Source organism: Actibacterium sp. XHP0104, from assembly GCF_025751515.1.
Classification (GTDB): Bacteria; Pseudomonadota; Alphaproteobacteria; order Rhodobacterales; family Rhodobacteraceae; genus Actibacterium_D.
In genome coordinates, this window is the sequence record NZ_JAOWLE010000006.1 from 68,533 (window position 1) to 89,556 (window position 21,024).

The 21,024-nt window shown below is 64.9% G+C and carries 21 protein-coding genes, 1 tRNA gene and 1 pseudogene; 12 read left to right on the plus strand and 11 right to left on the minus strand.

Going from position 1 to position 21,024, the window contains the following annotated elements:
* Nucleotides 1-143 precede the first annotated feature (143 nt).
* Genes OE856_RS10830 through OE856_RS10860 form a run of 7 tightly spaced genes read left to right on the plus strand, consistent with a single transcriptional unit; the run spans nt 144 to nt 6,678 of the window.
* Nucleotides 144-1,181, plus strand: a complete 1,038-nt coding sequence (locus OE856_RS10830) for an SPOR domain-containing protein (RefSeq protein WP_263716130.1) — start codon at nt 144-146, stop codon at nt 1,179-1,181.
* Nucleotides 1,182-1,188: 7 nt separating this feature from the next.
* The gene (locus OE856_RS10835; protein ID WP_263716131.1) at nt 1,189-2,376 is read left to right on the plus strand and encodes a D-alanyl-D-alanine carboxypeptidase family protein; all 1,188 of its coding nucleotides are present in this window, start codon (nt 1,189-1,191) and stop codon (nt 2,374-2,376) included.
* 3 nt (nt 2,377-2,379) lie between these two features.
* A complete protein-coding gene (tmk, locus tag OE856_RS10840; RefSeq protein WP_263716132.1) occupies nt 2,380-3,006 on the plus strand; it encodes a dTMP kinase in 627 nt (208 codons plus the stop codon).
* The gene (locus tag OE856_RS10845) at nt 3,003-4,145 is read left to right on the plus strand and encodes a DNA polymerase III subunit delta' (protein ID WP_263716133.1); all 1,143 of its coding nucleotides are present in this window, start codon (nt 3,003-3,005) and stop codon (nt 4,143-4,145) included. The genes tmk and OE856_RS10845 overlap by 4 nt, the downstream gene beginning before the upstream one ends.
* A complete protein-coding gene (locus OE856_RS10850) occupies nt 4,142-4,948 on the plus strand; it encodes a TatD family hydrolase (RefSeq protein ID WP_263716134.1) in 807 nt (268 codons plus the stop codon). Before OE856_RS10845 ends, OE856_RS10850 begins: the two co-directional genes overlap by 4 nt.
* Nucleotides 4,948-5,745, plus strand: a complete 798-nt coding sequence (locus OE856_RS10855) for an MBL fold metallo-hydrolase (protein WP_263716135.1) — start codon at nt 4,948-4,950, stop codon at nt 5,743-5,745. The genes OE856_RS10850 and OE856_RS10855 overlap by 1 nt, the downstream gene beginning before the upstream one ends.
* Before the next feature lie 3 nt (nt 5,746-5,748).
* Nucleotides 5,749-6,678 carry an AEC family transporter gene (locus OE856_RS10860; protein ID WP_263716137.1) on the plus strand — a complete coding sequence of 310 codons (930 nt, stop codon included), beginning with the start codon at nt 5,749-5,751 and terminating at the stop codon, nt 6,676-6,678.
* A gap of 99 nt (nt 6,679-6,777) precedes the next feature.
* Here the strand turns inward: OE856_RS10860 and OE856_RS10865 are convergent.
* The 4 genes and pseudogenes from OE856_RS10865 to OE856_RS10880 all read right to left on the minus strand — a co-directional run.
* Nucleotides 6,778-7,629, minus strand: a pseudogene (locus OE856_RS10865) (ABC transporter permease); the annotation flags it as partial.
* A 12-nt stretch (nt 7,630-7,641) separates the two neighbouring features.
* Entirely contained in the window at nt 7,642-8,913 is a 1,272-nt protein-coding gene (locus tag OE856_RS10870; protein ID WP_263716139.1) for an ABC transporter permease, read from the minus strand.
* 66 nt (nt 8,914-8,979) lie between these two features.
* The gene (locus tag OE856_RS10875; protein WP_263716140.1) at nt 8,980-10,101 is read right to left on the minus strand and encodes an extracellular solute-binding protein; all 1,122 of its coding nucleotides are present in this window, start codon (nt 10,099-10,101) and stop codon (nt 8,980-8,982) included.
* Between the two features lie 87 nt (nt 10,102-10,188).
* Entirely contained in the window at nt 10,189-11,286 is a 1,098-nt protein-coding gene (locus OE856_RS10880) for an ABC transporter ATP-binding protein (RefSeq protein ID WP_263716141.1), read from the minus strand.
* Between the two features lie 271 nt (nt 11,287-11,557).
* On the opposite strand from OE856_RS10880, the gene OE856_RS10885 reads away from it, so the two are divergent.
* Genes OE856_RS10885 through OE856_RS10905 form a run of 5 tightly spaced genes read left to right on the plus strand, consistent with a single transcriptional unit; the run spans nt 11,558 to nt 15,104 of the window.
* Nucleotides 11,558-12,151: a TetR/AcrR family transcriptional regulator gene (locus tag OE856_RS10885; RefSeq protein ID WP_263716142.1), complete on the plus strand. Its 594-nt coding sequence runs from the start codon at nt 11,558-11,560 to the stop codon at nt 12,149-12,151.
* Nucleotides 12,148-12,924, plus strand: a complete 777-nt coding sequence (locus OE856_RS10890) for an enoyl-CoA hydratase/isomerase family protein (RefSeq protein WP_263716143.1) — start codon at nt 12,148-12,150, stop codon at nt 12,922-12,924. Before OE856_RS10885 ends, OE856_RS10890 begins: the two co-directional genes overlap by 4 nt.
* A complete protein-coding gene (locus OE856_RS10895) occupies nt 12,917-14,398 on the plus strand; it encodes a class I adenylate-forming enzyme family protein (protein ID WP_263716144.1) in 1,482 nt (493 codons plus the stop codon). Before OE856_RS10890 ends, OE856_RS10895 begins: the two co-directional genes overlap by 8 nt.
* Nucleotides 14,398-14,748 (plus strand): MaoC family dehydratase, encoded by a 351-nt coding sequence (locus OE856_RS10900; RefSeq protein ID WP_263716145.1) that lies wholly within the window; start codon nt 14,398-14,400, stop codon nt 14,746-14,748. Before OE856_RS10895 ends, OE856_RS10900 begins: the two co-directional genes overlap by 1 nt.
* The gene (locus OE856_RS10905; RefSeq protein ID WP_263716146.1) at nt 14,745-15,104 is read left to right on the plus strand and encodes a phosphate acetyltransferase; all 360 of its coding nucleotides are present in this window, start codon (nt 14,745-14,747) and stop codon (nt 15,102-15,104) included. Before OE856_RS10900 ends, OE856_RS10905 begins: the two co-directional genes overlap by 4 nt.
* Here the strand turns inward: OE856_RS10905 and OE856_RS10910 are convergent.
* The 7 genes from OE856_RS10910 to OE856_RS10940 form a co-directional block, all read right to left on the minus strand.
* Nucleotides 15,101-15,856, minus strand: coding sequence for an alpha/beta fold hydrolase (locus OE856_RS10910; protein WP_263716147.1), 756 nt, complete (start codon nt 15,854-15,856; stop codon nt 15,101-15,103). The genes OE856_RS10905 and OE856_RS10910 overlap by 4 nt on opposite strands.
* Nucleotides 15,853-16,911: a branched-chain amino acid ABC transporter permease gene (locus OE856_RS10915; RefSeq protein WP_263716148.1), complete on the minus strand. Its 1,059-nt coding sequence runs from the start codon at nt 16,909-16,911 to the stop codon at nt 15,853-15,855. The genes OE856_RS10910 and OE856_RS10915 overlap by 4 nt, the downstream gene beginning before the upstream one ends.
* 1 nt (nt 16,912) lies before the next feature.
* Entirely contained in the window at nt 16,913-17,944 is a 1,032-nt protein-coding gene (locus OE856_RS10920; protein WP_263716149.1) for a branched-chain amino acid ABC transporter permease, read from the minus strand.
* Nucleotides 17,944-18,666 carry an ABC transporter ATP-binding protein gene (locus tag OE856_RS10925; protein WP_263716150.1) on the minus strand — a complete coding sequence of 241 codons (723 nt, stop codon included), beginning with the start codon at nt 18,664-18,666 and terminating at the stop codon, nt 17,944-17,946. The genes OE856_RS10920 and OE856_RS10925 overlap by 1 nt, the downstream gene beginning before the upstream one ends.
* Nucleotides 18,659-19,423 carry an ABC transporter ATP-binding protein gene (locus OE856_RS10930; RefSeq protein ID WP_263716151.1) on the minus strand — a complete coding sequence of 255 codons (765 nt, stop codon included), beginning with the start codon at nt 19,421-19,423 and terminating at the stop codon, nt 18,659-18,661. Before OE856_RS10930 ends, OE856_RS10925 begins: the two co-directional genes overlap by 8 nt.
* Nucleotides 19,424-19,487: 64 nt before the next feature.
* Nucleotides 19,488-20,663, minus strand: a complete 1,176-nt coding sequence (locus tag OE856_RS10935) for a substrate-binding domain-containing protein (protein WP_263716152.1) — start codon at nt 20,661-20,663, stop codon at nt 19,488-19,490.
* A gap of 169 nt (nt 20,664-20,832) precedes the next feature.
* Nucleotides 20,833-20,919, minus strand: a tRNA-Leu gene (locus tag OE856_RS10940).
* Nucleotides 20,920-21,024: the final 105 nt, after the last annotated feature.

The following is a 21,024-nucleotide window of genomic DNA, read 5'->3' on the forward strand; positions in this document are numbered from 1 at the left end:
CATGCAGCAGTGGCGCGGTTATCATGCCGTCGGGCGCGCGAGCAGTAGCGCCGACAGGAAACGCGCCGGGTACTGGCGCCGCACGCGGGGCAAGACCCCTGCGGCAGGAGGGGTGAGGCATGATTAATACGGGTTTTGGGCGCATGGCTACCGCCCTGGGGATGATCCTCATGGTTGCGGGCTGCATGGAACATGGCGTTCTGTCATCAAAGAAAACCGACGGCGCGGTGGCGGAAACGTCGACCCGGCTTGTCGAGCGCGATGTTGAGGCCCCGGACGTGTTCCAGGCGACCGAAAACGGGCTGTGGGACGGGCGCCCCTCACTGGGCGGGGTCTGGGTGGCCTATCCTGGTGTCGCCAGCCCCGAGCGCGTGATCATCCGCAACGAGGAGAACGGCAAGTTCGTCATCGGCGCCCTGTTCAACCGCGAGCGTGACAATCCCGGCCCCCGGCTGATGGTGTCGTCGGACGCGGCCAGCGCGCTGGGGGTTCTGGCCGGTGCGCCGACCCGTCTGAACGTGACCGCGCTGCGCAAAGAGCAGGTACCGGTCGATCCTCCCGCGCCCGAGCCTGAAGAGGCCGCAGAAGAGATCGAAAGCGAAGAGCTGGCGCCTCTGGCCGCCGCCGCCGCCGCGATCGAGGCCGCCGAGAGCAAGGCCTCGGGACAAAAAACCGCGACCAAGCCGCTGGGGGCGATCATGCCCGCCGGCGCCAGCGCGGCCCCGCCCGCGAAACCGGCAACCGCGGCCCCTGCCCCGGTGGCGGTCGCAGCCCCCACCGTCAAGGCCGAGCCCAAGATGGCCCCTGAAAAAGTCACCGCCGAGGCCGCACCGCCGGCAGAGCCGCTGGCCGCGCCGATGGTCAAATCCGACCCCGTGCCGGCCCAGGCCAGCGCGACCGCCCCTGCCCCCGCGACCAACCAGGGCCCGGCCCCCGTGGCCGAAAAGATGGACAAACCCTTCATCCAGATCGGTATTTTCAGTGTCGAGGAAAACGCTTTCAACACCGCCACGTCGATGCGCATGGCGGGCATCCTGCCCACCGTCGACGAGGGCACCTCGCAGGGGAAACCGTTCTGGCGAGTGATTGTCGGCCCGGCTAACACTGCCGATGAACGCGATGCGCTTTTCAAGAAAATCAAAGATCTGGGCTATAACGACGCCTATTTCGTGACCAACTGAGGACGACGTGACCCATTCCCGCTCTCCGCTCCGCCCCGCCCGCCTGACCCTGGCTGCGCTGGCCGCCGTGCTGGCCGTTTCGGCCCCCGCCTTTGGCCAGTCGGGTTTCGATACCCGCGCCCGCGCCGCCTATGTTCTGGACCAGACCACCGACACGGTGCTGTTGTCCAAGAATTCCGATGTGGCGCTGCCGCCGGCGTCGATGTCCAAGCTGATGACGCTGAACATGCTGTTCGAGGCGCTGCGCGACGGGCGGGTTACGCTCGACACGCGGTTCTCGGTCTCGACCAAGGCGATGAACATGGGCGGTTCGACCATGTTTCTCAACGACCGCGACCGCCCGCGGGTCGAAGACCTGATCCAGGGCATCATCGTCCAGTCAGGCAATGACGCCTGCGTGGTGGTGGCCGAGGGCCTTGCCGGCACCGAAGAGGCCTTTGCGGCGCTGATGACCGAACGCGCGCTGGCGCTGGGGATGGAGAACTCCTCGTTCGCCAATGCCTCGGGCTGGCCGCATCCGGGGCAGCGCATGTCGATGCGTGATCTGGCTGTTCTGGCCGATCACCTGATCACCGACTTCCCCGAATATTACCATTACTTTGGCCAGTCCGAGTATGACTTTGACGGCCGCGCCCCGCAGAACCGGTTCAACCGCAACCCGCTGCTGAAGCTGGGCGTGGGCGCCGATGGCCTGAAGACTGGCCATACCGAAGAGGCCGGCTATGGCCTGGTCGGCGCCGCCATGCAGGGCAAGCGCCGGGTGATCGTGGTGATGTCGGGGCTGACCTCGGAAACCGAGCGCGCCGAAGAGGGCGAGCGGCTGATCAACTGGGCGTTTCGCCAGTTCATCCAGAAAACCGTGGTCAAGGGCGGCACCCGCCTGGCCGAGGTCGATATCTGGCTGGGCGATGACCGCCGCGTCGGGCTGGTCGTGCCCGAGGATGTGACGCTGCTGCTGCCGGCGCTGTCGACCAGCGAGGTCCAAGCCGAGCTGCGCTATGACATGCCGGTGCGCGCGCCAATTGCCGAAGGTCAAAAGCTGGGCGAGCTGACCATCGAACGCGCCGGGCTGGACAGCGTGACCGTGCCGCTGGTGGCCGAAAACGCCGTGGGCTATGGTGGCATGAAATCGCGCCTGCGCACCGCCATCGGAGCGCTGCTGGGCAAGATCGCAGCGGGGGCGCAAAGCCTCTGATCAATGGGGGGCAAGGGCCTGTTCATCACGCTTGAAGGGATCGACGGATCGGGCAAATCCACGCAGGCGCGCCTGCTGGCCGACCACCTGCGCGCGCAGGGCTATCAGGTTGTGCAGACACGCGAACCCGGCGGCGCGCCCGGCGCCGAGGATATCCGCGCGCTGGTCCTGCAAGGCGATCCCGACCGCTGGTCGCCCGAGACCGAGCTGTTGCTCTTTACCGCCGCCCGGCGCGATCATCTGGAAAAGACCATTCTGCCCGCGCTGAATGCGGGCAAGATCGTGGTCTGCGACCGGTTTGCCGACTCCACCCGTGTGTATCAGGGCGTCACCCGTGGCGATCTGCGCGACAAGGTGGACGAATTGCACCGCCTGATGATCGGGCGCGAGCCCGACCTGACGCTGATCATCGACATGGACCCCGAAACCGGGCTGGCCCGCGCCAAGGGCCGGGGCGGCGACGAGGAACGGTTCGAGGATTTCGGCCTGGACATGCAGCGCCAGATGCGCGCCGCATTCCTGGATCTGGCGGATGAGTTTCCGCGCCGCTGCCGGGTGATCGACGGCAACCGTCCGCCCGAAGAGGTGGCCGCCGAGGTGAACGCCCATGCCGAGGCCGCGCTGCTATGAGCGCGCTCTCGGACCTGCCCGAACCCGACCGCGTCGAAGGCGCGCCCCACCCGCGTGAAACCGTGCGGTTGGTCGGGCAAGAGGCTGCCGAGGCCGCCTTCCTCGAGGCCTATAATTCTGATCGCCTGCATCACGGCTGGCTGCTGACCGGGCCGCGCGGGGTGGGCAAGGCCACGCTGGCCTGGCGCATCGCGCGGTTCCTGCTGGCAACACCGCCTGCCGATGACGGCGGGCTGTTCGGCGCCCCGCCCCCGCCCAGCAGCCTGGACATCGCCCCCGAACACCCCGTTGCCCATCGTCTGGCCGCCCTGTCCGAGCCGGGCCTCTGCCTGATCCGGCGCGGTCCCAATGACAAGGGCGATGCGATCTCGAACGACATCCGGGTCGATCAGGTGCGCAAGCTGAAATCGTTCTTTGGCCTCTCGGCCAGCGATGGCGGGCGCCGGGTGGTGATCGTTGACGCCGCCGACGAGCTGAACACCAGCGCCGCCAACGCCCTGCTGAAAGAGCTGGAAGAGCCGCCCGCGCGCTGCACCATGCTGTTGATCTCGCATCAGCCCTCGCGGCTGTTGCCGACGATCCGGTCGCGCTGCCGCGAGTTGCGTCTGGGTACGATGACCGCCGACCAGATCGCCCAGGCCATGGCCGCCGCCGGGGCCGAGACGACCGACCCGCAGGCGCTGGCCGCGCTGTCGGGCGGATCGGTGGGCGAGGCGATCCGCCTGACCAACCTTGGCGGGCTGGAGCTTTACGCCGAGCTGATCGGCCTGATGGCCACCCTGCCCCGGCTGGACCGGCCGCGCGCGTTGAAACTGGCCGACAGCACCGTGGGCAAGGCGGCGCGGCCCCGGTTCGATCTGCTGCTGGCGCTGTTCGATCTGTTCCTGGCCCGTCTGGCGCGCACCGGCGTTGCCGGACCGCCCGCGCCACAGGCCGCGCCGGGCGAGGCCGAGCTGATGGCGCGGCTATGCCCCGACGCGCATGCCGCCCGCCTTTGGGCCGAGCGCGCCGCCGAACTGGGCGCCCGCGCGCGCCATGCCCGCGCGGTGAACCTTGACCCGTCCTCGCTTATCCTTGATATGGTTCTGAGAATTGATCAGACGGCGGCACAGCTGGCCGCCCGGCAGGCGCATGTATGACCCAAAAGCCCGAGATTACCGACAGCCACTGTCACCTTGATTTCCCCGATTTCGCCGACGAACTGCCCGCTGTCATCGCGCGCGCGGTCGAAGGCGGCGTGACGCGGATGGTGACGATCTGCACCAAGCTGCGACTGGTGCCGCAGGTGCGCGCCATCGCCGACGCGCATGAGCCCGTGTTCTGGGCCGCCGGCACCCACCCGATGAGCGCCGCCGAAGAGCCCATGGCCACGGTCGATGAGCTGGTCACGCTGGCCGAGCATCACAAATTCGTGGGCATCGGCGAAACCGGGCTTGATTACCACTACACCGCCGACAGCAAGGCCGTGCAGCAGGAAAGCCTGCGTGTTCATATCGAGGCCGCGCGCCGCACCGGTTTGCCGCTGATCATCCATGCCCGCGCCGCCGATGACGACATGGCCCGCATCCTGACCGAGGAATATGACGCCGGCGCCTATTCCTGCGTGATGCATTGCTTTTCGTCCTCGGCCGAGCTGGCGCAGGCGGCGCTGGATCTCGGGTTCTACCTGTCGATGTCGGGCATCGCGGCCTTCCCGAAATCGGGCGAGCTGCGCGATATCTTTGCCTCGGCGCCGGTCAGCCGGATTTTGGTGGAAACCGACGCGCCCTATCTGGCGCCGCCGCCCCATCGCGGCAAGCGGAACGAGCCGGGCTATACCCGCCACACCGCCCATGTGGGCGCGCAGCTCTTTGACATGGAATACCGCGATTTCGCGGCCCAGACGCAGGCCAATTTCGACCGTCTGTTCAAGAAGGCCGCGGCCTGGGACGGGGCGGCCTGATGGCGCGGATGCATTTCACCATACTGGGCTGCGGCTCGTCGGGTGGGGTGCCGCGCCTTGGGGGCCATTGGGGCGATTGCGACCCCGAAGATCCGCGCAATGTCCGCACCCGCTGTTCGCTGCTGGTCGAGCGCGAGGACGAGGACGGCGTGACCCGCATCCTGATCGACACCACGCCCGACATGCGCGCGCAACTGCTGCGCGCGGGGGTGGGCGAGCTGGACGCGGTGGTGTTCACCCATTCGCATGCCGACCATGTGCATGGCATCGACGACCTGCGCCAGATCGTGTTCAACATGCGCGCGCGCCTGCCGGTCTGGGCCGATGGCGCCACGCAGGACGCGCTCTATTCGCGGTTCGGCTATGCGTTCACACAGCCCGAGGGATCACCCTATCCGCCGATCCTGGACATGCACACGATCAAGGGCGATGTGGTTGTAACCGGTGCCGGTGGCACGGTGCGGCTGACACCGTTCCGGGTCAATCATGGGTCGATCGACGCGCTGGGGTTCCGGGTGGGCGACGTGGCCTATCTGCCCGACGTGGCCGAGATGTATGACGAAAGCTGGCCCAAGCTGGAGGGGCTGGATCTGCTGATCCTCGACGCGCTGCGCCGCACGCCGCACCCGACGCACCTGCATCTGGACAAGGCGCTGGACTGGATCTCGCGCCTGGCCCCCGCCCGCGCGGTGCTGACCAACATGCATATCGATCTCGACTATGCCACGGTCGAGGCCGAGACCCCCGATCACGTCACCCCCGCCTATGACGGTCTGACGCTTAGCTTCGACCTCTGACCCATGCAGGCCATGCTGGATGTCATCGCCCCGGTCTTTCTGGTCCTGGGGTTCGGATATCTGGCGACATGGCGCCGCGTCATCGGGCCTGACGCGATCGACGGGCTAATGGCCTTTACCCAGAAAATCGCCATCCCCTGCCTGCTGTTCAAGGGCATCTCGACGCTGGATCTGGGCCAGAACTATGACTGGCGCTTGCTGGTCAGTTTCTACAGCGGGGCGGTGATCGGGTTCTTTGGCGGGATGCTGGGCGCGCGGATGTTGCTGGGGCGCAGCTGGGAGGACAGCGTGGCCATCGGCTTTGGCGGGCTGTTCTCGAACGCGCTGCTGCTGGGCCTGCCGATAACCGAGCGCGCCTATGGGCCGGATGCGCTGGAGGCGAACTATACCATCATCTCGATCCACGCGCCGATCTGTTACGGGCTGGGCATCACCGCGATGGAGATCGTGCGCAACCGCGGCCAGCGCCACCGGGCGATGCTGGGCAAGGCCTTGCGGGCGATGTTTTCCAACGCGCTGGTGATCGGCATTGCACTGGGGTTCGCGGCCAATCTGACGGGGGTCACGCCCGCCGGGCCGGTGGCCGATGCGCTGAACCTGATCACCCGCGCGGCGCTGCCGGCGGCGCTGTTCGGGCTGGGCGGGGTTCTGGTGCGCTATCGCCCCGAGGGCGACGCCAAGGCGATTGCGCTGGTGCTGGGCCTGTCGATCGTGGTGCATCCGGCCATTGCCTATGGGCTGGGCCGGGCGTTCGACCTGAGCACCGAGCAGCTGCGCTCGGCGGTTCTGACGGCGGCGATGGCGCCGGGGGTGAACACCTATATCTTTGCCAACATGTATGGCGCGGCGCGGCGAGTTGCGGCCTCGGTGGTGTTGATCGGCACGGCGCTGTCGATTTTCACGATCTGGGGCTGGTTGCAGGTTCTGCCATAAGGAAACCGGCCCCGAGGGGCCGGTTGCTGGTTTTGTGTCGCGGCCCTTTGGGCCGCTCGGGTGTCTTCGGCGAAAGTATTTTCGCCAAGATGAAAGGGCTTATCCCGGCGAGAGGCCGCGCAGGCGTTCGGAGCGGCGGCGTAGCAGTTCGACCACGGTCAGGAGCCCGATCGAGATCACCACGAGGATCGTGGCCACCGCCAGGATGGTGGGGCTGATCTGTTCGCGCAGGCCGGTGAACATTTGCCAGGGCAGGGTTTTCTGGCCGGCAGAGCCGACGAACAGCACCACGACCACCTCGTCGAAGGAGGTGATGAAGGCGAAGAGCCCGCCCGAGATCACGCCGGGCAGGATTAGCGGCATCTGCACTTTGAAGAAGGTGCGCACCGGCGAGGCGCCCATATTGGCCGCGGCGCGGGTGAGGGATTTGTCGAACCCCACCAGAGTGGCCGTGACGGTGATGATGACAAAGGGGATGCCCAGCGCGGCATGGGCCAGCACGACGCCCAGGTAGGTGCCTTGCAGGCCGATGCGCGAGTAGAAGAAGTACATCCCCGCCGCCGAGATGATCAGCGGCACGATCATCGGCGAGATCAGGATGGCCATGATTGCGCGGCGGAAGGGCACGTGGCTTTGGCTGAGGCCGATGGCCGCCAGCGTGCCCAGGCTGACCGAGATGATGGTCGCCATGGGCGCGATCTTGATCGAGTTCGACATGGCCTTTTGCCAGTCGGGACTGGTCATAAGATCCTTGTAGTGCTTGAGCGAGTAACCTTCGGCCTCGAAGGCCAGCATTTCCGGGGTGAAGGTAAAGAAATCCTGGCTGCTGAAGCTGAGCGGCATGATGACCACGATCGGGGCGATCAGGAAGAAGAAGATCAGCCCGCAGATCACGCGGAAGGTATAGAACCAGACGCGCTGGCCGGTTGTGGCATAAGGGGGCAGGTCCATGTGTTTCTCCTCTTATCCCAGGCTGACGTTATCGATGCCGACGATCTTGTCGTAGATCCAGTAGAGCATCAGCACCACGATCAGCAGGATCGAGCCCAGCGCGGCCCCAAGGCCCCAGTTGCCCGAGCGCGAGATGTGGAAGGCGATCCGGTTGGAGATGAAGATACCGTCGGTGCCACCCACCAGTTCGGGGGTGATGTAGTAACCGATCGCCAAGATGAATACGAGGATCGACCCTGCGCCGATGCCGGGCACGGATTGCGGGAAATAGACCCGCCAGAAGGTTGTCCAGTTGGTGGCGCCCAGCGATTTCGACGCCCGCACGTAAGAGGGCGGGATGGTCTTCATCACCGAGTAGAGCGGCAGGATCATGAAGGGCAGCAGGATATGGGTCATGGCGACGATCGTGCCGAACTGGTTGTTAATCATCACCAGGCGGTTGGCGTCGTCCACCAGCCCGATCCAGACCAGAATGTCGTTGATCACGCCTTGTTGTTGCAGCAGCACCTTCCAGCTGGATGTGCGCACCAAGAGCGATGTCCAGAATGGCAGCAGAACAAGGATCATCAGCATGTTGGATGTGCGCAATGGCAGGCTGGCCAGCAGGAAGGCCACCGGATAGCCCAGCGCGATACAGGAAACGGTGATGACGATGCTGAGGAACATGGTTCGCTTGAACATCATCACATAGATTTTCTGGCTGTCATCGACCTGTTGCACGCCGTCGGGGCCTAGCTCCATATCGGCGGCGTTGAGGAAATAGCCAGGCGTATAGTTGGCCGAATAGGTCTGGATCACGCGCCACAGCTCGTGGCTGCCCCAGTCGTCATCGACATCCAGCAGCTTTTCCATATAGGGGCCGTCGTTGGGAACATCCCATTTCTTGACCTGACGGCCGGTCTTGCGAAACAGCGACGACACGCCGCTGGTCTGATAGTTCAGACGGATCGCGAGGGTGATGTGCTTTTTCTCGGCTTCGGCGATTTTCAGGTCTTCGGCCATGGCGGCAAAGACCGACTCGTCGGGCAGCTCGCCCGATTTGGCATCCCAGTCCTTCAGCGCAAGAACGGTGCGCGGCAGGGTGTCTGAAACGATGCTGTTCTCGACCGAGCGGAACAGCATGTCCGCGATCGGGGCGACGAAGGTCAGCAAGACAAAGATCAAGAGCGGCGCGATCAGCGCCAGGGCGCGCATCTTCTGTGCCCTGAGTGCCCGTTGCAGGCTGCGTTTCAGCGGCCTTCCGTCGGCGGCCAGAACCGGGCCGGTCTGGGTTGCGTCACTCATGCTTTGTCCCCTTTCCCTTGGGTGGCAGGGGCCGGTGTCGGCCCCTGCCCTGTTCGTTCGCGCGGCTTATTGCGCCAGCCAGGCCTGGAACTTGGTTTCCACGTCATCCTGGTTGTCGGCCCACCATTCGAGGTTGTTCACCAGGTAACGCTGGGCGTTGGCCGGGTTGGTGGGCATGTGCGGCGCCATTTCGATGCCCAGATCGGCATGGGTCGAAACCAGCGGCTGCGACGAGGCGCGGGCCGGGCCGTACGAGATGTACTTGGCCTGATCGGCCAGGCGCTGGGTGTCGGTGGCGTATTTCACGAAATCCAGCACGCGGGCCAGGCGGTCATCGGGCAGATCCTTGGGAATGATCCAGCCGTCGAAATCGAACACCTGATAGTCCCACAGCATGGCCACGGGCTGTTTCTGCTCTTCGATCACCGAGAACAGACGACCGTTATAGGTCGAGCCCATCACGACCTCGCCGTCGGCCAGAAGCTGCGGGGTTTCGGCACCGGCCGACCACCAGACAACCTGGTCCTTGATGGTGTCGAGCTTGGCCAGCGCACGTTCCACGCCGCCTTCTCCGTCGAGCACGTCATAAAGGTCGTCCTTGGCCACGCCATCGCACAGCAGCGCCCATTCGATGTTCTTCTTGGGGCGTTTCTCCAGGGCGCGCTTGCCCGGGAAGGCCTCGAGATCGAACACGTCGCACAGGTCATCGGGCGCGTTGCCGCCCCAGGCCTCGACATCGGTGCGATAGCCGAAGGTGGTCGAGAACACGATCTGCGGGATAAAGCAGTCGTTGATCAGGCTGTCGCCGAAATCATCTGCGGGGGTCGAGCCATCATCGCCCGGCGCCAGCATGGTTTCAAAGTCGATCTCCATCGCCAGGCCTTCGTCACACAGACGGGTGGCGTCGGGGCCTTCGACATCGACCAGATCCCAGGTCACATTGCCGGCCTCGTACATGGCGCGCATCTTGGCCACGGCCTCGTTCGAGCTTTCATCCCAGATCACCTCGAGCCCGTCATTCATCGCCTGGTAAGGCGCCGAATAGGCGTTGATCTGGCTTTTCTGGTATGCGCCGCCCCAGGACACGATCGTCATGCTGCCGGCCATGTTGCCATGACCAGCCGCATAGGCCGACACGGCAAGCGCCGCAAGGGCGCCACCAGACAGCATAAGGGTTTTCAGTTTCATATGTTCTTCTCCATGTTGAGCGCCCGATTTATCTTGTTCAGCCTGTGATCCTCGGGCCGGATCCGGGCCATGTTGCGCGCCCCGCGCTCAGGCGTCGAGCGCGCGGCAATCTTCCGGCAGCCAGCCGATCTCGATCGTCTCGCCGGGTGTCAGGCGGCGCTGATCGGGGGCGTTACGGGTCTTGATGACAAAGTTGTCGTTGCCGGCGACACGCAGGCGCGTGCGGAAGATGTCACCCATATAGATGAACTCCAGCACCTCGGCCTTGAGCGTATGCGCGTCGGCATGCAGGCGGTCCTTGTTGTATTCGACCCGTTCGGGGCGGATCGATACCCGCGTGCGTTCGCCCGGCTTGCTGACATTGACCGGCTTGGCGACGATGATCTCGCCTCCATCCAGCGTGACCAGCGCCTCGGTGCCCTTGATTTCCTTGATCGTGCCTTCCAGCGTGTTGTTCTCACCGATGAACTGGGCAACGAAACTGTTCTGCGGCGCCTCATACAGCTCATCCGGCGGGGCGAGCTGTTGAATGCGGCCATCGTCGAACACCGCGACATTGTCCGACATGGTCAGCGCCTCGGTCTGGTCGTGGGTCACATAGACGGTGGTGATGCCCAGTTCGTGCGCCAGGCGGGTGATCTCGAACTGCATGTGTTCGCGCAGCTGCTTGTCCAGCGCGCCCAGCGGTTCATCCATCAGCACCAGCTCGGGCTCGAACACCAGGGCACGCGCCAGGGCGATCCGCTGCTGCTGGCCGCCAGACAGCTGCGCTGGGCGACGGCCGCCGAATGCGCCCATCTGCACCATGTCCAGCGCGCGTTTGACCTTGGCGTCGCGGTCGGATTTGCCGATCTTGCGCACCTCCAGCGGGAAGGCCAGGTTCTCGGCCACGGTCATGTGCGGGAACAGCGCATAGTTCTGAAACACCATGCCGATGCCGCGCTTGTGGGGCGGAATGTTGTTGATCGGCTTTCCATCCAGCAGGATGTCGCCATGGGTGGCGGTTTCAAACCCGGCCAGCATCATCAGGCAGGTCGTCTTGCCTGACCCCGAGGGGCCGAGCATCGTCAGAAACTCGCCCTTGGCGATGGAAAGATTGAGGTCTTTGACGACAAGAGTTTCGCCGTCGTAGCTTTTCTGTACGCGGTCGAAGACCACGAATCCGTCATCGGATGCGGTGGGCACACCTATCTCCTGTTGTTTCGCGCCTCTGACGGGCGCCGTTTGTGGTCACACAATTCTTGACCAAACGGTAACATTTTTGAACCACATATCAACGTTGTATTTTTCGCAATGAAAACCTTCCGTCAAAACCGACATTTTGCTGCACATTTCCGCCATGTGCCAAATTCAGGGGTCTTGAGGGTCTGCGGCCGGCCTGTCTGGGCATCAACCCGCGCATCGGCGGGCTTGGAAACAGATTGCAAAATGAAACATGAATCATTATTCATGTGTCATGAGCACCCCAACCGCACTCCCCAAGACCAAACGTGGCGTCGAACGACGCGCGCAGATCCTCAGCGCCGCGGAAACGGTGATCGGGGAAAAGGGCTTTACCGCCGCCTCTATCGCCGACATCACCCGCGAGGCCGGAACCGCGCAGGGAACATTCTACATCTATTTCGCCAGCAAAGAGGAAATTTTTCGTGAGCTGGTTCTCGAGATGGGCCGCATCACCCGCACGATCGTCACGCGCGCGGTGTCCGAGGCCTCGGACCGGTTGCAGGCCGAGCAGGATGGCCTGCGCGCCTTTTTGCGGTTCGTCGCCAAGCGCCCGTCGCTCTATCAGATCGTCGAAGAGGCACGGTTTGTCGATCCCGACGCCTATCGCGCCTATTTCACCAGCTTTGCAAAGGCTTATGAATCCCAGCTGGCCGCCGCCGCCGCCGCGGGCGAGCTGCGCCCCGGCGATGCCGAGATCCGCGCCTGGGCGCTGATGGGCATGGCCAAGACGCTGGGCGAGCGCTTTGTGATCTGGGAGGCCGAGCCGGATATCGACCGGGTCGTGGACGAGGCCTTTGCCCTGATCCGAACGGGGCTGGAGCCATGACCGACCGGGTCGGGCTGACATTTTCCGATCTGCCCAACGGCGCGCGGCTGGCGCATATCCGGCTGACCGCACCGCGCGCCAACGCGCTGGAACCGGGGCTGCTGGCCGATCTGCACGCCGCGCTTGATCAATGCGCCGATGCGCAGGCGGTGCTGCTGTCGGGTGGGCGCAATTTCTCGACCGGTGGCGATGTGGCGGCGTTTCTGGCAGCGGCAAAACGGGGCGAGGCCCAGGCCTATGCGATGCAGGTGGTGCCGCCCTTGCAGGAACTGGTGCTGCGTCTGGTGTCGATGCCGGCGCTGGTCGCAGTGGCGGCGCGCGGCGCGATTACAGGCGGGTCGGCGGGTCTGTTATTCGCGGCCGATCTGGCCGTGGTGGCGCCCGATGTCTTTATCCAACCCTATTACGCGCGGATGGGGTTTGCCCCCGATGGCGGCTGGGCGGCGCTGTTGCCCGAGCTGATCGGCATTGCCTCCGCGCGCAGCTGGCTGAACGCCGATCAGCGGGTGATGGCCCCCGCCCTGCCCGCGACGGGTCTGGCGGCCGATCTGTCCGATACGCCCGAAGACCACGCCATCGCCCTGCTGGGCGATCTCGATATCGGCACGCGGCTGGCCGCCAAGGCGGTGATCTGGGACGCGCCCCGCCGCGCCCTTTTGGAACAGCGCCTTGCCGCCGAGACACGGGCCTTTGTCGCCCGCATCACCCGCCCGGACGTGGCCGCCCGGATGGAACGCTTTGTCCGCCCTGCCCCGAGTGCCCCCGATGTTTGACATGATCCCCGACATGGCCGCCAAGCGGGCCGAGATCTCGCCCGACGCGCTGGCCTTTCGCGATGACAACAGCGGCCGCGACTGGAGCTTTGCCCAGGTCAACGATGCCGCCGATGCGGTCGCGCATGGGCTGACACAGGCCGGGCTGGCGGCGGGCGACCGGCTGGCCATCCTGTGCCTGAACCGGGCCGAGTTCTTTATCACCCTCTTTGCCTGCCAGAAAACCGGGATCATCCTCTGCCCGCTCAACTGGCGCCAACCCGCGCCCGAGCTGATCGAAACCCTTGGCCCGGTGGGCGCGCGCGCGATCATCCATGGCGGCACCCATGCCGATCTGGCCCGGCAGGTCGCGGCCGTCTGCGGGCTGCGGGTCTTTGGCATCAACACCGATCTGGCCGGGTGGATCGCGGCGGGCGGCCCTGCCCTGCGGGCCGACATCCCGGCGACGCGGCCCTGGTATCTGCTGTTCACCTCGGGCACGACCGGCCTGCCCAAGGCGGTGATCCAGACCGCGCGCATGGCCTGGGCCAATGCGGTGAATATCGGCCAGGCCACCGGGCTGACATCAGAGGCGCGGTCGGTGAATTTCCTGCCGCTGTTTCACACCGCCGGCATCAATCTTTACACCCTGCCGGTGTTCCTGACCGGCGGGCGGTCGGTGATCCTGCCCAAGTTCGAGCCCGAGACCCTCTTGCGCCTGATTGCGGCGGGCGAGGTGAACCAGTTCTTTGGCGTGCCCGCGATCTATCAGGCCTTCAGCCTGATGCCCGAGACGCGGCAGATCGACTGGCACGCCATTCGCTGCGGCTGTGGCGGCGCGCCGCTGCCCGAGCCGCTGATCCATTTCTTTGCCGATCTGGGCGCCAAGGTTCTCAACGGGTTCGGCATGACCGAAACCGGGCCGACCGTGTTCCTGATGGACCCGGCGCGCGCGGCGGAAAAGATCGGCTCGGTCGGGCGGGCGCAGATGCTGACCGATTGCCGTCTGGCGGGCGTGCCCGACGGCCAGCCCGGCGAGGGCGAGATCCAGCTGCGCGGCCCCAATATCACACCCGGTTATTTCAACAATGACGCCGCGACCGCCAAGACCTTTACCCCCGACGGCTGGCTGGCCACGGGCGATGTGGGGCGGCGCGACGCGGACGGCTATGTCTTCATCGTTGACCGGATCAAGGATATGTTCATCTCGGGCGGGGAAAACGTCTATCCCGCCGAAGTCGAGCGTGTGCTGAACGCCCATCCCGATGTGCTCGAGGCCGCGGTGATCGGCGTGGCGGATGCCAAATGGGGCGAGGTCGGTGCGGCCTTTGTCATCGCGCGCCCCGGCGCCGCGCCCGATCCGGCCGCCCTGCGCGCCTGGTGCCGCGACCGGATCGCGCCCTACAAGGTGCCGGCCACGGTCACACTGGTCGAAGATTTTCCGCGCACCGCCTCGGGCAAGGTGCGCAAACCCGATCTGAGGGAGATGGCTTAATGGATGTGCGTGAAATCTGGACCCCGTCCCAAGATGAATTCGACGCCTTCGCGCAGGTCTCGGGCGATGACAACCCGATCCATGTCGATCCGGTGTTTTCGTCGGAAACCACCTTTGGGCGCACGGTCAGCCATGGGATGCTGATCTATACCAAATTGTGGGGCCTGATCCTACGCAGCCGCCCCGGCACGCGGCAGATCAGCCAGGAAATGATGTTCCCCAACCCCACTTTCGCGGGCGAGCCGGTCGAGCTGTCGATCTCCGGCAAGGCGCCCGGCATGCTGCATGTCTGCGCCGCGCGGGTGGCGGATGGGGCCGAATTGCTGATCGGACGGGCAGAGGTGGAATGATGGAACTGGATCAGATCGCAGAAGTGACCCGCCGCTATAGCGCCGAGGACATGGCCCTGTTTGCGGGTCTTGCCGGGATCGACGCCCCCGACAGCGTGCCCGAGCCGCTGATCGCGGCGCTGTTCTCGTATCTCTTGGGTGTGCACCTGCCCGGCCCCGGCACGAATTACCTGAAACAGGAATTGCAGTTCCGCGCCCCCGCGCCATTGGGCGTCGATCTGACGGCACAGGTGAAAATCACCCGGCTGCGGCCCGAAAAGCATCTGGTCGATCTCTGGGCCTGCTGCACCACGCCTGACGGCACCGTGCTGTGCGAGGGGCGCTCGCTGGTCAAGGCCAAGGACGTGCGCGGCTAGAGGCTGCGGGCGAAATCGCGGATCAGCGCGGCGAATTCATCGGGCTGCTCCAGATGCGGCGAATGGCCCGAGCGGGCGAATTCATGCACCCTGCCCTGCGGCGCGGTGTCGGCCAGCCAAGTGGCCGCGCTGGCGGGATAGACGCGGCTTTGGCCGCCATAGGCCGCGATATAGGGCAGGTCGATCCGGCCGATCACATCGCGGCAATCCATCATCACCATGTCCTGCCACAGGGCGCGCATATGGTCGGGGTCATGGCGCAGGATCTGCGCCTCGGCCCAGTCGCGCAGCGGCGGCTGCCCCTGAGCCGGGCGGGCGAACATCGTGGCCGAGATCGCCGCCGCCAGGCCCGGCCAGTCGCGCGCCATACGGGCAGAGCTGGCCGCGACATCCTGGGCGGTCTGCCCCAGCAGCCCATGCGGCCAGTCGGGGGTGCTGACAATGCGCGGGCTCATGTCCAGCGTGACCAGCCCGGCCAGACGGGACGTGCCGAATTGGCGGATGTAATGCCACGCCACCGCCGCCCCCATCGACCAGCCCACCAGAACGGCCTTGCCCCCCTGCCCGGCCAGCAGATCCTCGACCATCTGCGCGGCATGGGTCAGGCTGGGCGGTTCGTCGGCGGAGGCACAATGGCCGGGCATGTCGGGGGCCAGGCTGGTGAACTCGGGCGACAGCGCGGCGCGAATGTCGCCGAACACCGCGCCGCACATGGTCCAGCCATGCAGAAAGACGATCACGGGGGCCGTCACGCGCGGCGGCCCTCGCGCAGGCGGCCCACGATTCCAGTGGGAAAGAAATAGACGCTAAGGATGAACAGCACGCCCAGCCACAGCAGCCACCGGTCGGGATTCAGCAGGTCGGGGATCAGCGGCAGGCCGGTCGTGGCCTCGGACGCGGCGCCCATCAGGTTTTGCAGATAGTTCTGCGCCAGCACGAAAATCGTCGCCCCCAGCACCGCGCCATACATCGTGCCCATGCCGCCGATCACCACCATCAGCAGGATATCCAGCATGATCTCGAAGGACAGCGTGGTATCGGGCCCGACATAGCGCAGCCAGATCGCAAAGATGCTGCCCGCCAGCGCGGCAACGGCGGCCGACAGGCAGGTGGCGGCGATGCGGTAGTAGATGACGCGATAGCCGATCGCCTCGGCCCGGAAATCGTTCTCGCGGATCGCTTGCAACACCCGGCCAAAGGGCGAATTCACCACTCGCAGCAGCATCAGGAACAGCGCCAGCGAGGCAAAGAACACCAGGTAATAGTTCAAGAGCTTGCCGTTGATCTTGACGCCCAGAAATTCGCCCAGACGAAAGGCCGGGGTCAGTTCACGCGGGATGGAATAGTTCAGCCCGTCTTCGCCGCCGGTGATGCCCGACAGCTGGCTGACCAGCACCGCCACGGCCGAGGCCACCGCCAGCGTGATCATCGCGAAAAAGATCGCCCGCACCCGCAGAGAGAACAGCCCGATCACCAGCGCCAGCACCGCCGCCGCGACCGCCCCCGCGACCGTACCTACGGCCAGCGATCCCCAGCCGCGGCCCATGTTTTCCGATGCCAGCGCCACGCCATAGGCGCCAAGGCCAAAGAACATCGTATGGGCGAAACTGACGATGCCGCCATAGCCCAACAGCAGGTCATAGCTGGCCACCAGCACGATGAATATGCAGATCCGCGCCGCCGTTTCCAGCGATCGCACGCCGGGAAACAGGAACGGCGCAAAGGCCAGCGCCACCAGGATGCCCAGCAGCAGAACCGTCAAGATCACCGAGCGCGGCTTGTCGCCGGAAAGAATGTTGATCAGCATCTTATTTCGCCTTCACTACGGGCATCATGCCTTGCGGCCGCCACATCAGGACCGCGGTCATCAGCGCGATGTTCGACACCAGCGCCAGCTTGGGTTCGAGAAAGGCAATGTAGTTCTGCAAGAGTCCCACCAAGAGCGCACCGATGAACGCCCCTTCGACCGAGCCAAGGCCGCCGATGATCACCACGATGAACACCAGGATCATCATTTCCTCGCCCATGCCGGCGGTGATGACCTCTTGGTACAGGCCCCACATCACGCCGCCCAGACCGGCCAGCGCCGAGCCCGCGATGAACACGCCGATGAACACCAGCCGCAGGCGATAGCCCAGCGCCTGCACCATCTCGCCGTTCTGCACACCCGCGCGCACGATCAGGCCGATCTTGGTACGCTTGAACACCAGCCGCATCGCGACGAACAGCACCAGGCCAAAGACGACGGCCAGCAGGCGGTATTTCTCGATCGCGGCGCCTGCGAATGTGAACGCGCCCTTCAGGGTTTCGGGGCGGGTCAGGAAAATCTCGTCTGGGCCCCAGATCACGTGGATCATCTGTTCGATCACGATCAGCCCGCCGACGGTGACGAGGATCTGTTTGAGATGCGCGCCGTAGACCGGGCGCACGATGACCCGTTCAAACGCCCAGCCCAGCGCGCCGGTGATGATCATCGCGGCGATCACCGCCAGCATCACGGCGGCGACGTTCAGCGCCAGCGAGGGCGCGCCGGTCCAACTGCCCAGCACCAGCAGCACCGAGATACCGACAAAGGCACCGACCGAAATAAAGGCGCCGTGGCCGAAGTTGATGACATCCATCAGGCCAAAGACCAGCGTCAGCCCCGAGGCCATGATGAAGATCATCATGCCCATGGCCAGGCCCGACACGGTCAGGGTCAGCCAGCTGCTGGGGCTGCCGATGGCCAGAAAGCCCAGCGCCACCATGACCGGCACCAGCAACAGCGGCGCGGCCTTGCCGATCCGCTCCGACAGCGAAATCTGCGCGAAAGTGGGGGTATGATCGGGTGCGGCTGACATCAGTGCGCCTCCATGCTGAGGCCCATCAGGCGTTCCTGCAGGGCGGCGTCGTTCGCCAGCTCGGCCATCTGGCCGGTCCAGTTGATACGCCCGTCTTCCATCACGGCGACGGTATCGCCCAGCGCCTTGGCGACCGAGAAATTCTGTTCGACCAGCAGGATCGACGCGCCCTGATTTTTCAGATCGCGCAGCGCCCCCGCCATGGTCGAGATGATCGCGGGCGCAAGGCCCTTGGTCGGCTCGTCAATCAGATACAGCGCGCGGTCCTCGGCCATGGCGCGGGCGATCGACAGCATCTGTTTCTGCCCGCCCGACAGGTTGCCCGCGGCCGCGCGCCAAAAGGTTTTCAGCGGCGGAAACACCGAAAAGATCCAGTCCAGCCGGGCGCTGTCCAGCGGCCCGGATGCGGCGGCGAGGATCATGTTTTCCTCGACGGTGAGGTCGGAAAAGATGCCCATGTCCTCGGGCACGAACCCGATCCCGGCGCGGGCGCGCGCGGGGGTGGGCATGGCGGTGATGTCCTGCCCGTCAAAGGTGATGGTGCCGGCACGGGCCTGCCAATGGCCGATGATGGTGCGCAAGGTGGTGGTCTTGCCCACCCCGTTGCGGCCCAACAGCATGGTCACCCCGCCGCGCGGCACGGTCAGGTCGACCCCTTGCAGGATGTGGTATTGCGCGATGTCGGTCTGCACGCCCGACAATGTGAGGATCGGGTCAGACATCGGTCAGCTCCTTGCCCATATAGGCCTCTTGCACCACGTCCGAGGCCATCACCGTGGCCGGGTCGCCATCGGCGGCCAGCGCGCCGTTGTGCAGAACGATGATGCGGTCGGCCAGGGTGCGGATCACGTCCATCTTGTGCTCGACCAGCAGGATGGTGCGCTCGCGCTCGGCCTTCAGCTCGGCGATCAGGTCCAGCACCACGGGGGCCTCGTCGGCGCTCATCCCGGCGGTGGGTTCGTCGAACATGTAGACCATCGGATCCAGCGCGATCAGCATCGCCACCTCCAGCTTGCGCTGGTTGCCGTGGCTCAGCTCTGACACGTTCTTGTCTTTCAGATGGTCCAGCTTGACCCGTTCCAGCACGGCCATGGCCTCGGTCGTCAGCTCGGTATGCGAGGCGGCCATCGAGAACAGGCTGAAGCCCTTGTTGCGATGCGCCTGGATCACCAGCCGCACGTTTTCCAGAACGCTGAGATTGGGAAAGAGGTTGGTCAGCTGAAACGCCCGGCCCAGGCCCTTGCGGCAGCGGTCGGCCACCGAGGCGCGGGTGATGTCCTCGCCCATCAGGCGGACGCGGCCCTCGGTTGCCGGGATCTGCCCCGAGATCAGGTTGAAATAGGTCGTCTTGCCCGCACCGTTCGGCCCGACGATCGCCGTCAGTTCCCCGGCGTGAAAGGCACAGCTGACATGGTCGACGGCCACATGGCCGCCAAAGCGCACGGTCAGCCCGTCCGTTTCCAGAAGCGTCTGGGTCATGGCATCCATCCGATTAAGTACAATGCGGGCGCCCGAGAGGAGCCGGACGCCCGCGCTGATCCGCTTATTGGTTGCGGATCGGGATGTTCATCTCATCCATGCCGATTTCACGCACCAGGACCGGCACGCCGTAATCCTTGCCCTCCTGCACCTCGGTGCGGAAGTGATACATGGACTGCATGGCCTGGTGATCTTCGGGGCGGAACTTCATCTTGCCCTTGGGCGTCTCAAATTCCATCCCTTCCATTGCGGCGATCAGGGCGTCGGTGTCATCGGCGCCGCCAGCGGCCTTGATGGCCTCGACCACGGCGATGCCAGCGGCCATGCCGCCCGCAGTAAAGAAGTCTGGCGGCGAGTCGTAGCGTTTGAAATGCTCGTCCACCAGCCAGGCGTTCACCGGGTTTTGCGGGATCTCGTAATAGTAATAGGTCGCGCCTTCCATGCCGGGGAAATCCTTGTAGGCCTTGAGCGCGGCCAGGATGTTGCCCCCCGTGGCGATCTCAAGCCCAAAGCGCGACGGGTCCATCGCCTGCACCTTGCTCATCGGGTTGCCGCCGCCGGCCCAGATGATGAACAGCTTTTTCTCGCCCTCGATATCCTTCATCGCGGTAAAGATACGCTCGGCCGCGGCGGTGAAATCGGTGGTGTCGGTGGGCACGTATTCCTCATGCGCGACCTTGGCGCCGGTGGCCTCCAGCGCCTCGCGGAAAGCGGCCACGCCATCGCGACCAAAGGCATAGTCCTGCGCCAGAGTGGCGATGGTCACGCCCTCGCCGCCCAGGGCAACAGCATTCGAGATCGCATCCTGCGACGAGTTGCGCCCGGTGCGGAAGACAAAGCGGTTCCAGTTCTCGCCGGTGATCGAATCCGCCACGGCGGGTTCGACGATCAGCACGCGCTCATATTCTTCGGCCACGGGCAGCATCGCCAGCGCCACGCCCGAGCTGACCGGCCCAACGGCGATCTGCGCGTCATCGTCGCCGTAAGCCTCGGCCAGCAGCGCCTTGCCCAGGTCGGGTTTCAGCTGAGTGTCTTTCTCGATCACGACGATCTTTTCGCCGTTCACTTCCATCGTGCCGCCGGTGGCATATTCCAGCCCCATCATCAGGCCGTTGTGCGATTGCGCGGCATAGGCCTCGAACGGGCCGGTCTTGCCATAGACATGGGCGATGCGGATTTCCGCCATCGCCGGGGCGGCAAGGGCGATAATCGCCGCGCCAGCCATTAGAATCTTTTTCATCTGGGGTGTCCTCCTGCTGTCAGACGACTTTGCGCCTTGCCAATTATGAAACATGAATCACTGTTCATGTCAACGAAAGCCGTAAGGACAACCCGTGACATGACAACGTAACAGGAGCATGGCCACGGCCATGCCCACAAAGTGATCTACAAGATATTCAGGAGAGTGTTGGTGCGGTCGAGAAGACTCGAACTTCCACGGGAGTTACCCCACAGCGACCTCAACGCTGCGCGTCTACCAATTCCGCCACGACCGCACGATCTGGTGGTGCGCGGTTACATAACGGCTTGCCCCGATGATGTGAAGAGGAATTATGCGCCTTTTTCGCGCGGCTTGCAGGGGCGCGCCGGGCGCCCCTGTA

Excerpts from the sequence above, each read along its gene's own strand:
- OE856_RS10915 (WP_263716148.1), bottom strand. The coding sequence starts at position 16,911 with ATGCTGATCAACATTCTTTCCGGCGACAAGCCGCGCTCGGTGATCTTG.
- OE856_RS10845 (WP_263716133.1), top strand. The coding sequence starts at position 3,003 with ATGAGCGCGCTCTCGGACCTGCCCGAACCCGACCGCGTCGAAGGCGCG.
- OE856_RS10885 (WP_263716142.1), top strand. The coding sequence starts at position 11,558 with ATGAGCACCCCAACCGCACTCCCCAAGACCAAACGTGGCGTCGAACGA.
- OE856_RS10930 (WP_263716151.1), bottom strand. The coding sequence starts at position 19,423 with ATGACCCAGACGCTTCTGGAAACGGACGGGCTGACCGTGCGCTTTGGC.
- OE856_RS10935 (WP_263716152.1), bottom strand. The coding sequence starts at position 20,663 with ATGAAAAAGATTCTAATGGCTGGCGCGGCGATTATCGCCCTTGCCGCC.
- OE856_RS10855 (WP_263716135.1), top strand. The coding sequence starts at position 4,948 with ATGGCGCGGATGCATTTCACCATACTGGGCTGCGGCTCGTCGGGTGGG.
- OE856_RS10860 (WP_263716137.1), top strand. The coding sequence starts at position 5,749 with ATGCAGGCCATGCTGGATGTCATCGCCCCGGTCTTTCTGGTCCTGGGG.
- OE856_RS10900 (WP_263716145.1), top strand. The coding sequence starts at position 14,398 with ATGGATGTGCGTGAAATCTGGACCCCGTCCCAAGATGAATTCGACGCC.
- OE856_RS10925 (WP_263716150.1), bottom strand. The coding sequence starts at position 18,666 with ATGTCTGACCCGATCCTCACATTGTCGGGCGTGCAGACCGACATCGCG.
- OE856_RS10850 (WP_263716134.1), top strand. The coding sequence starts at position 4,142 with ATGACCCAAAAGCCCGAGATTACCGACAGCCACTGTCACCTTGATTTC.
- OE856_RS10870 (WP_263716139.1), bottom strand. The coding sequence starts at position 8,913 with ATGAGTGACGCAACCCAGACCGGCCCGGTTCTGGCCGCCGACGGAAGG.
- OE856_RS10830 (WP_263716130.1), top strand. The coding sequence starts at position 144 with ATGGCTACCGCCCTGGGGATGATCCTCATGGTTGCGGGCTGCATGGAA.
- OE856_RS10875 (WP_263716140.1), bottom strand. The coding sequence starts at position 10,101 with ATGAAACTGAAAACCCTTATGCTGTCTGGTGGCGCCCTTGCGGCGCTT.
- OE856_RS10905 (WP_263716146.1), top strand. The coding sequence starts at position 14,745 with ATGATGGAACTGGATCAGATCGCAGAAGTGACCCGCCGCTATAGCGCC.
- OE856_RS10890 (WP_263716143.1), top strand. The coding sequence starts at position 12,148 with ATGACCGACCGGGTCGGGCTGACATTTTCCGATCTGCCCAACGGCGCG.
- tmk (WP_263716132.1), top strand. The coding sequence starts at position 2,380 with ATGGGGGGCAAGGGCCTGTTCATCACGCTTGAAGGGATCGACGGATCG.
- OE856_RS10920 (WP_263716149.1), bottom strand. The coding sequence starts at position 17,944 with ATGTCAGCCGCACCCGATCATACCCCCACTTTCGCGCAGATTTCGCTG.
- OE856_RS10895 (WP_263716144.1), top strand. The coding sequence starts at position 12,917 with ATGTTTGACATGATCCCCGACATGGCCGCCAAGCGGGCCGAGATCTCG.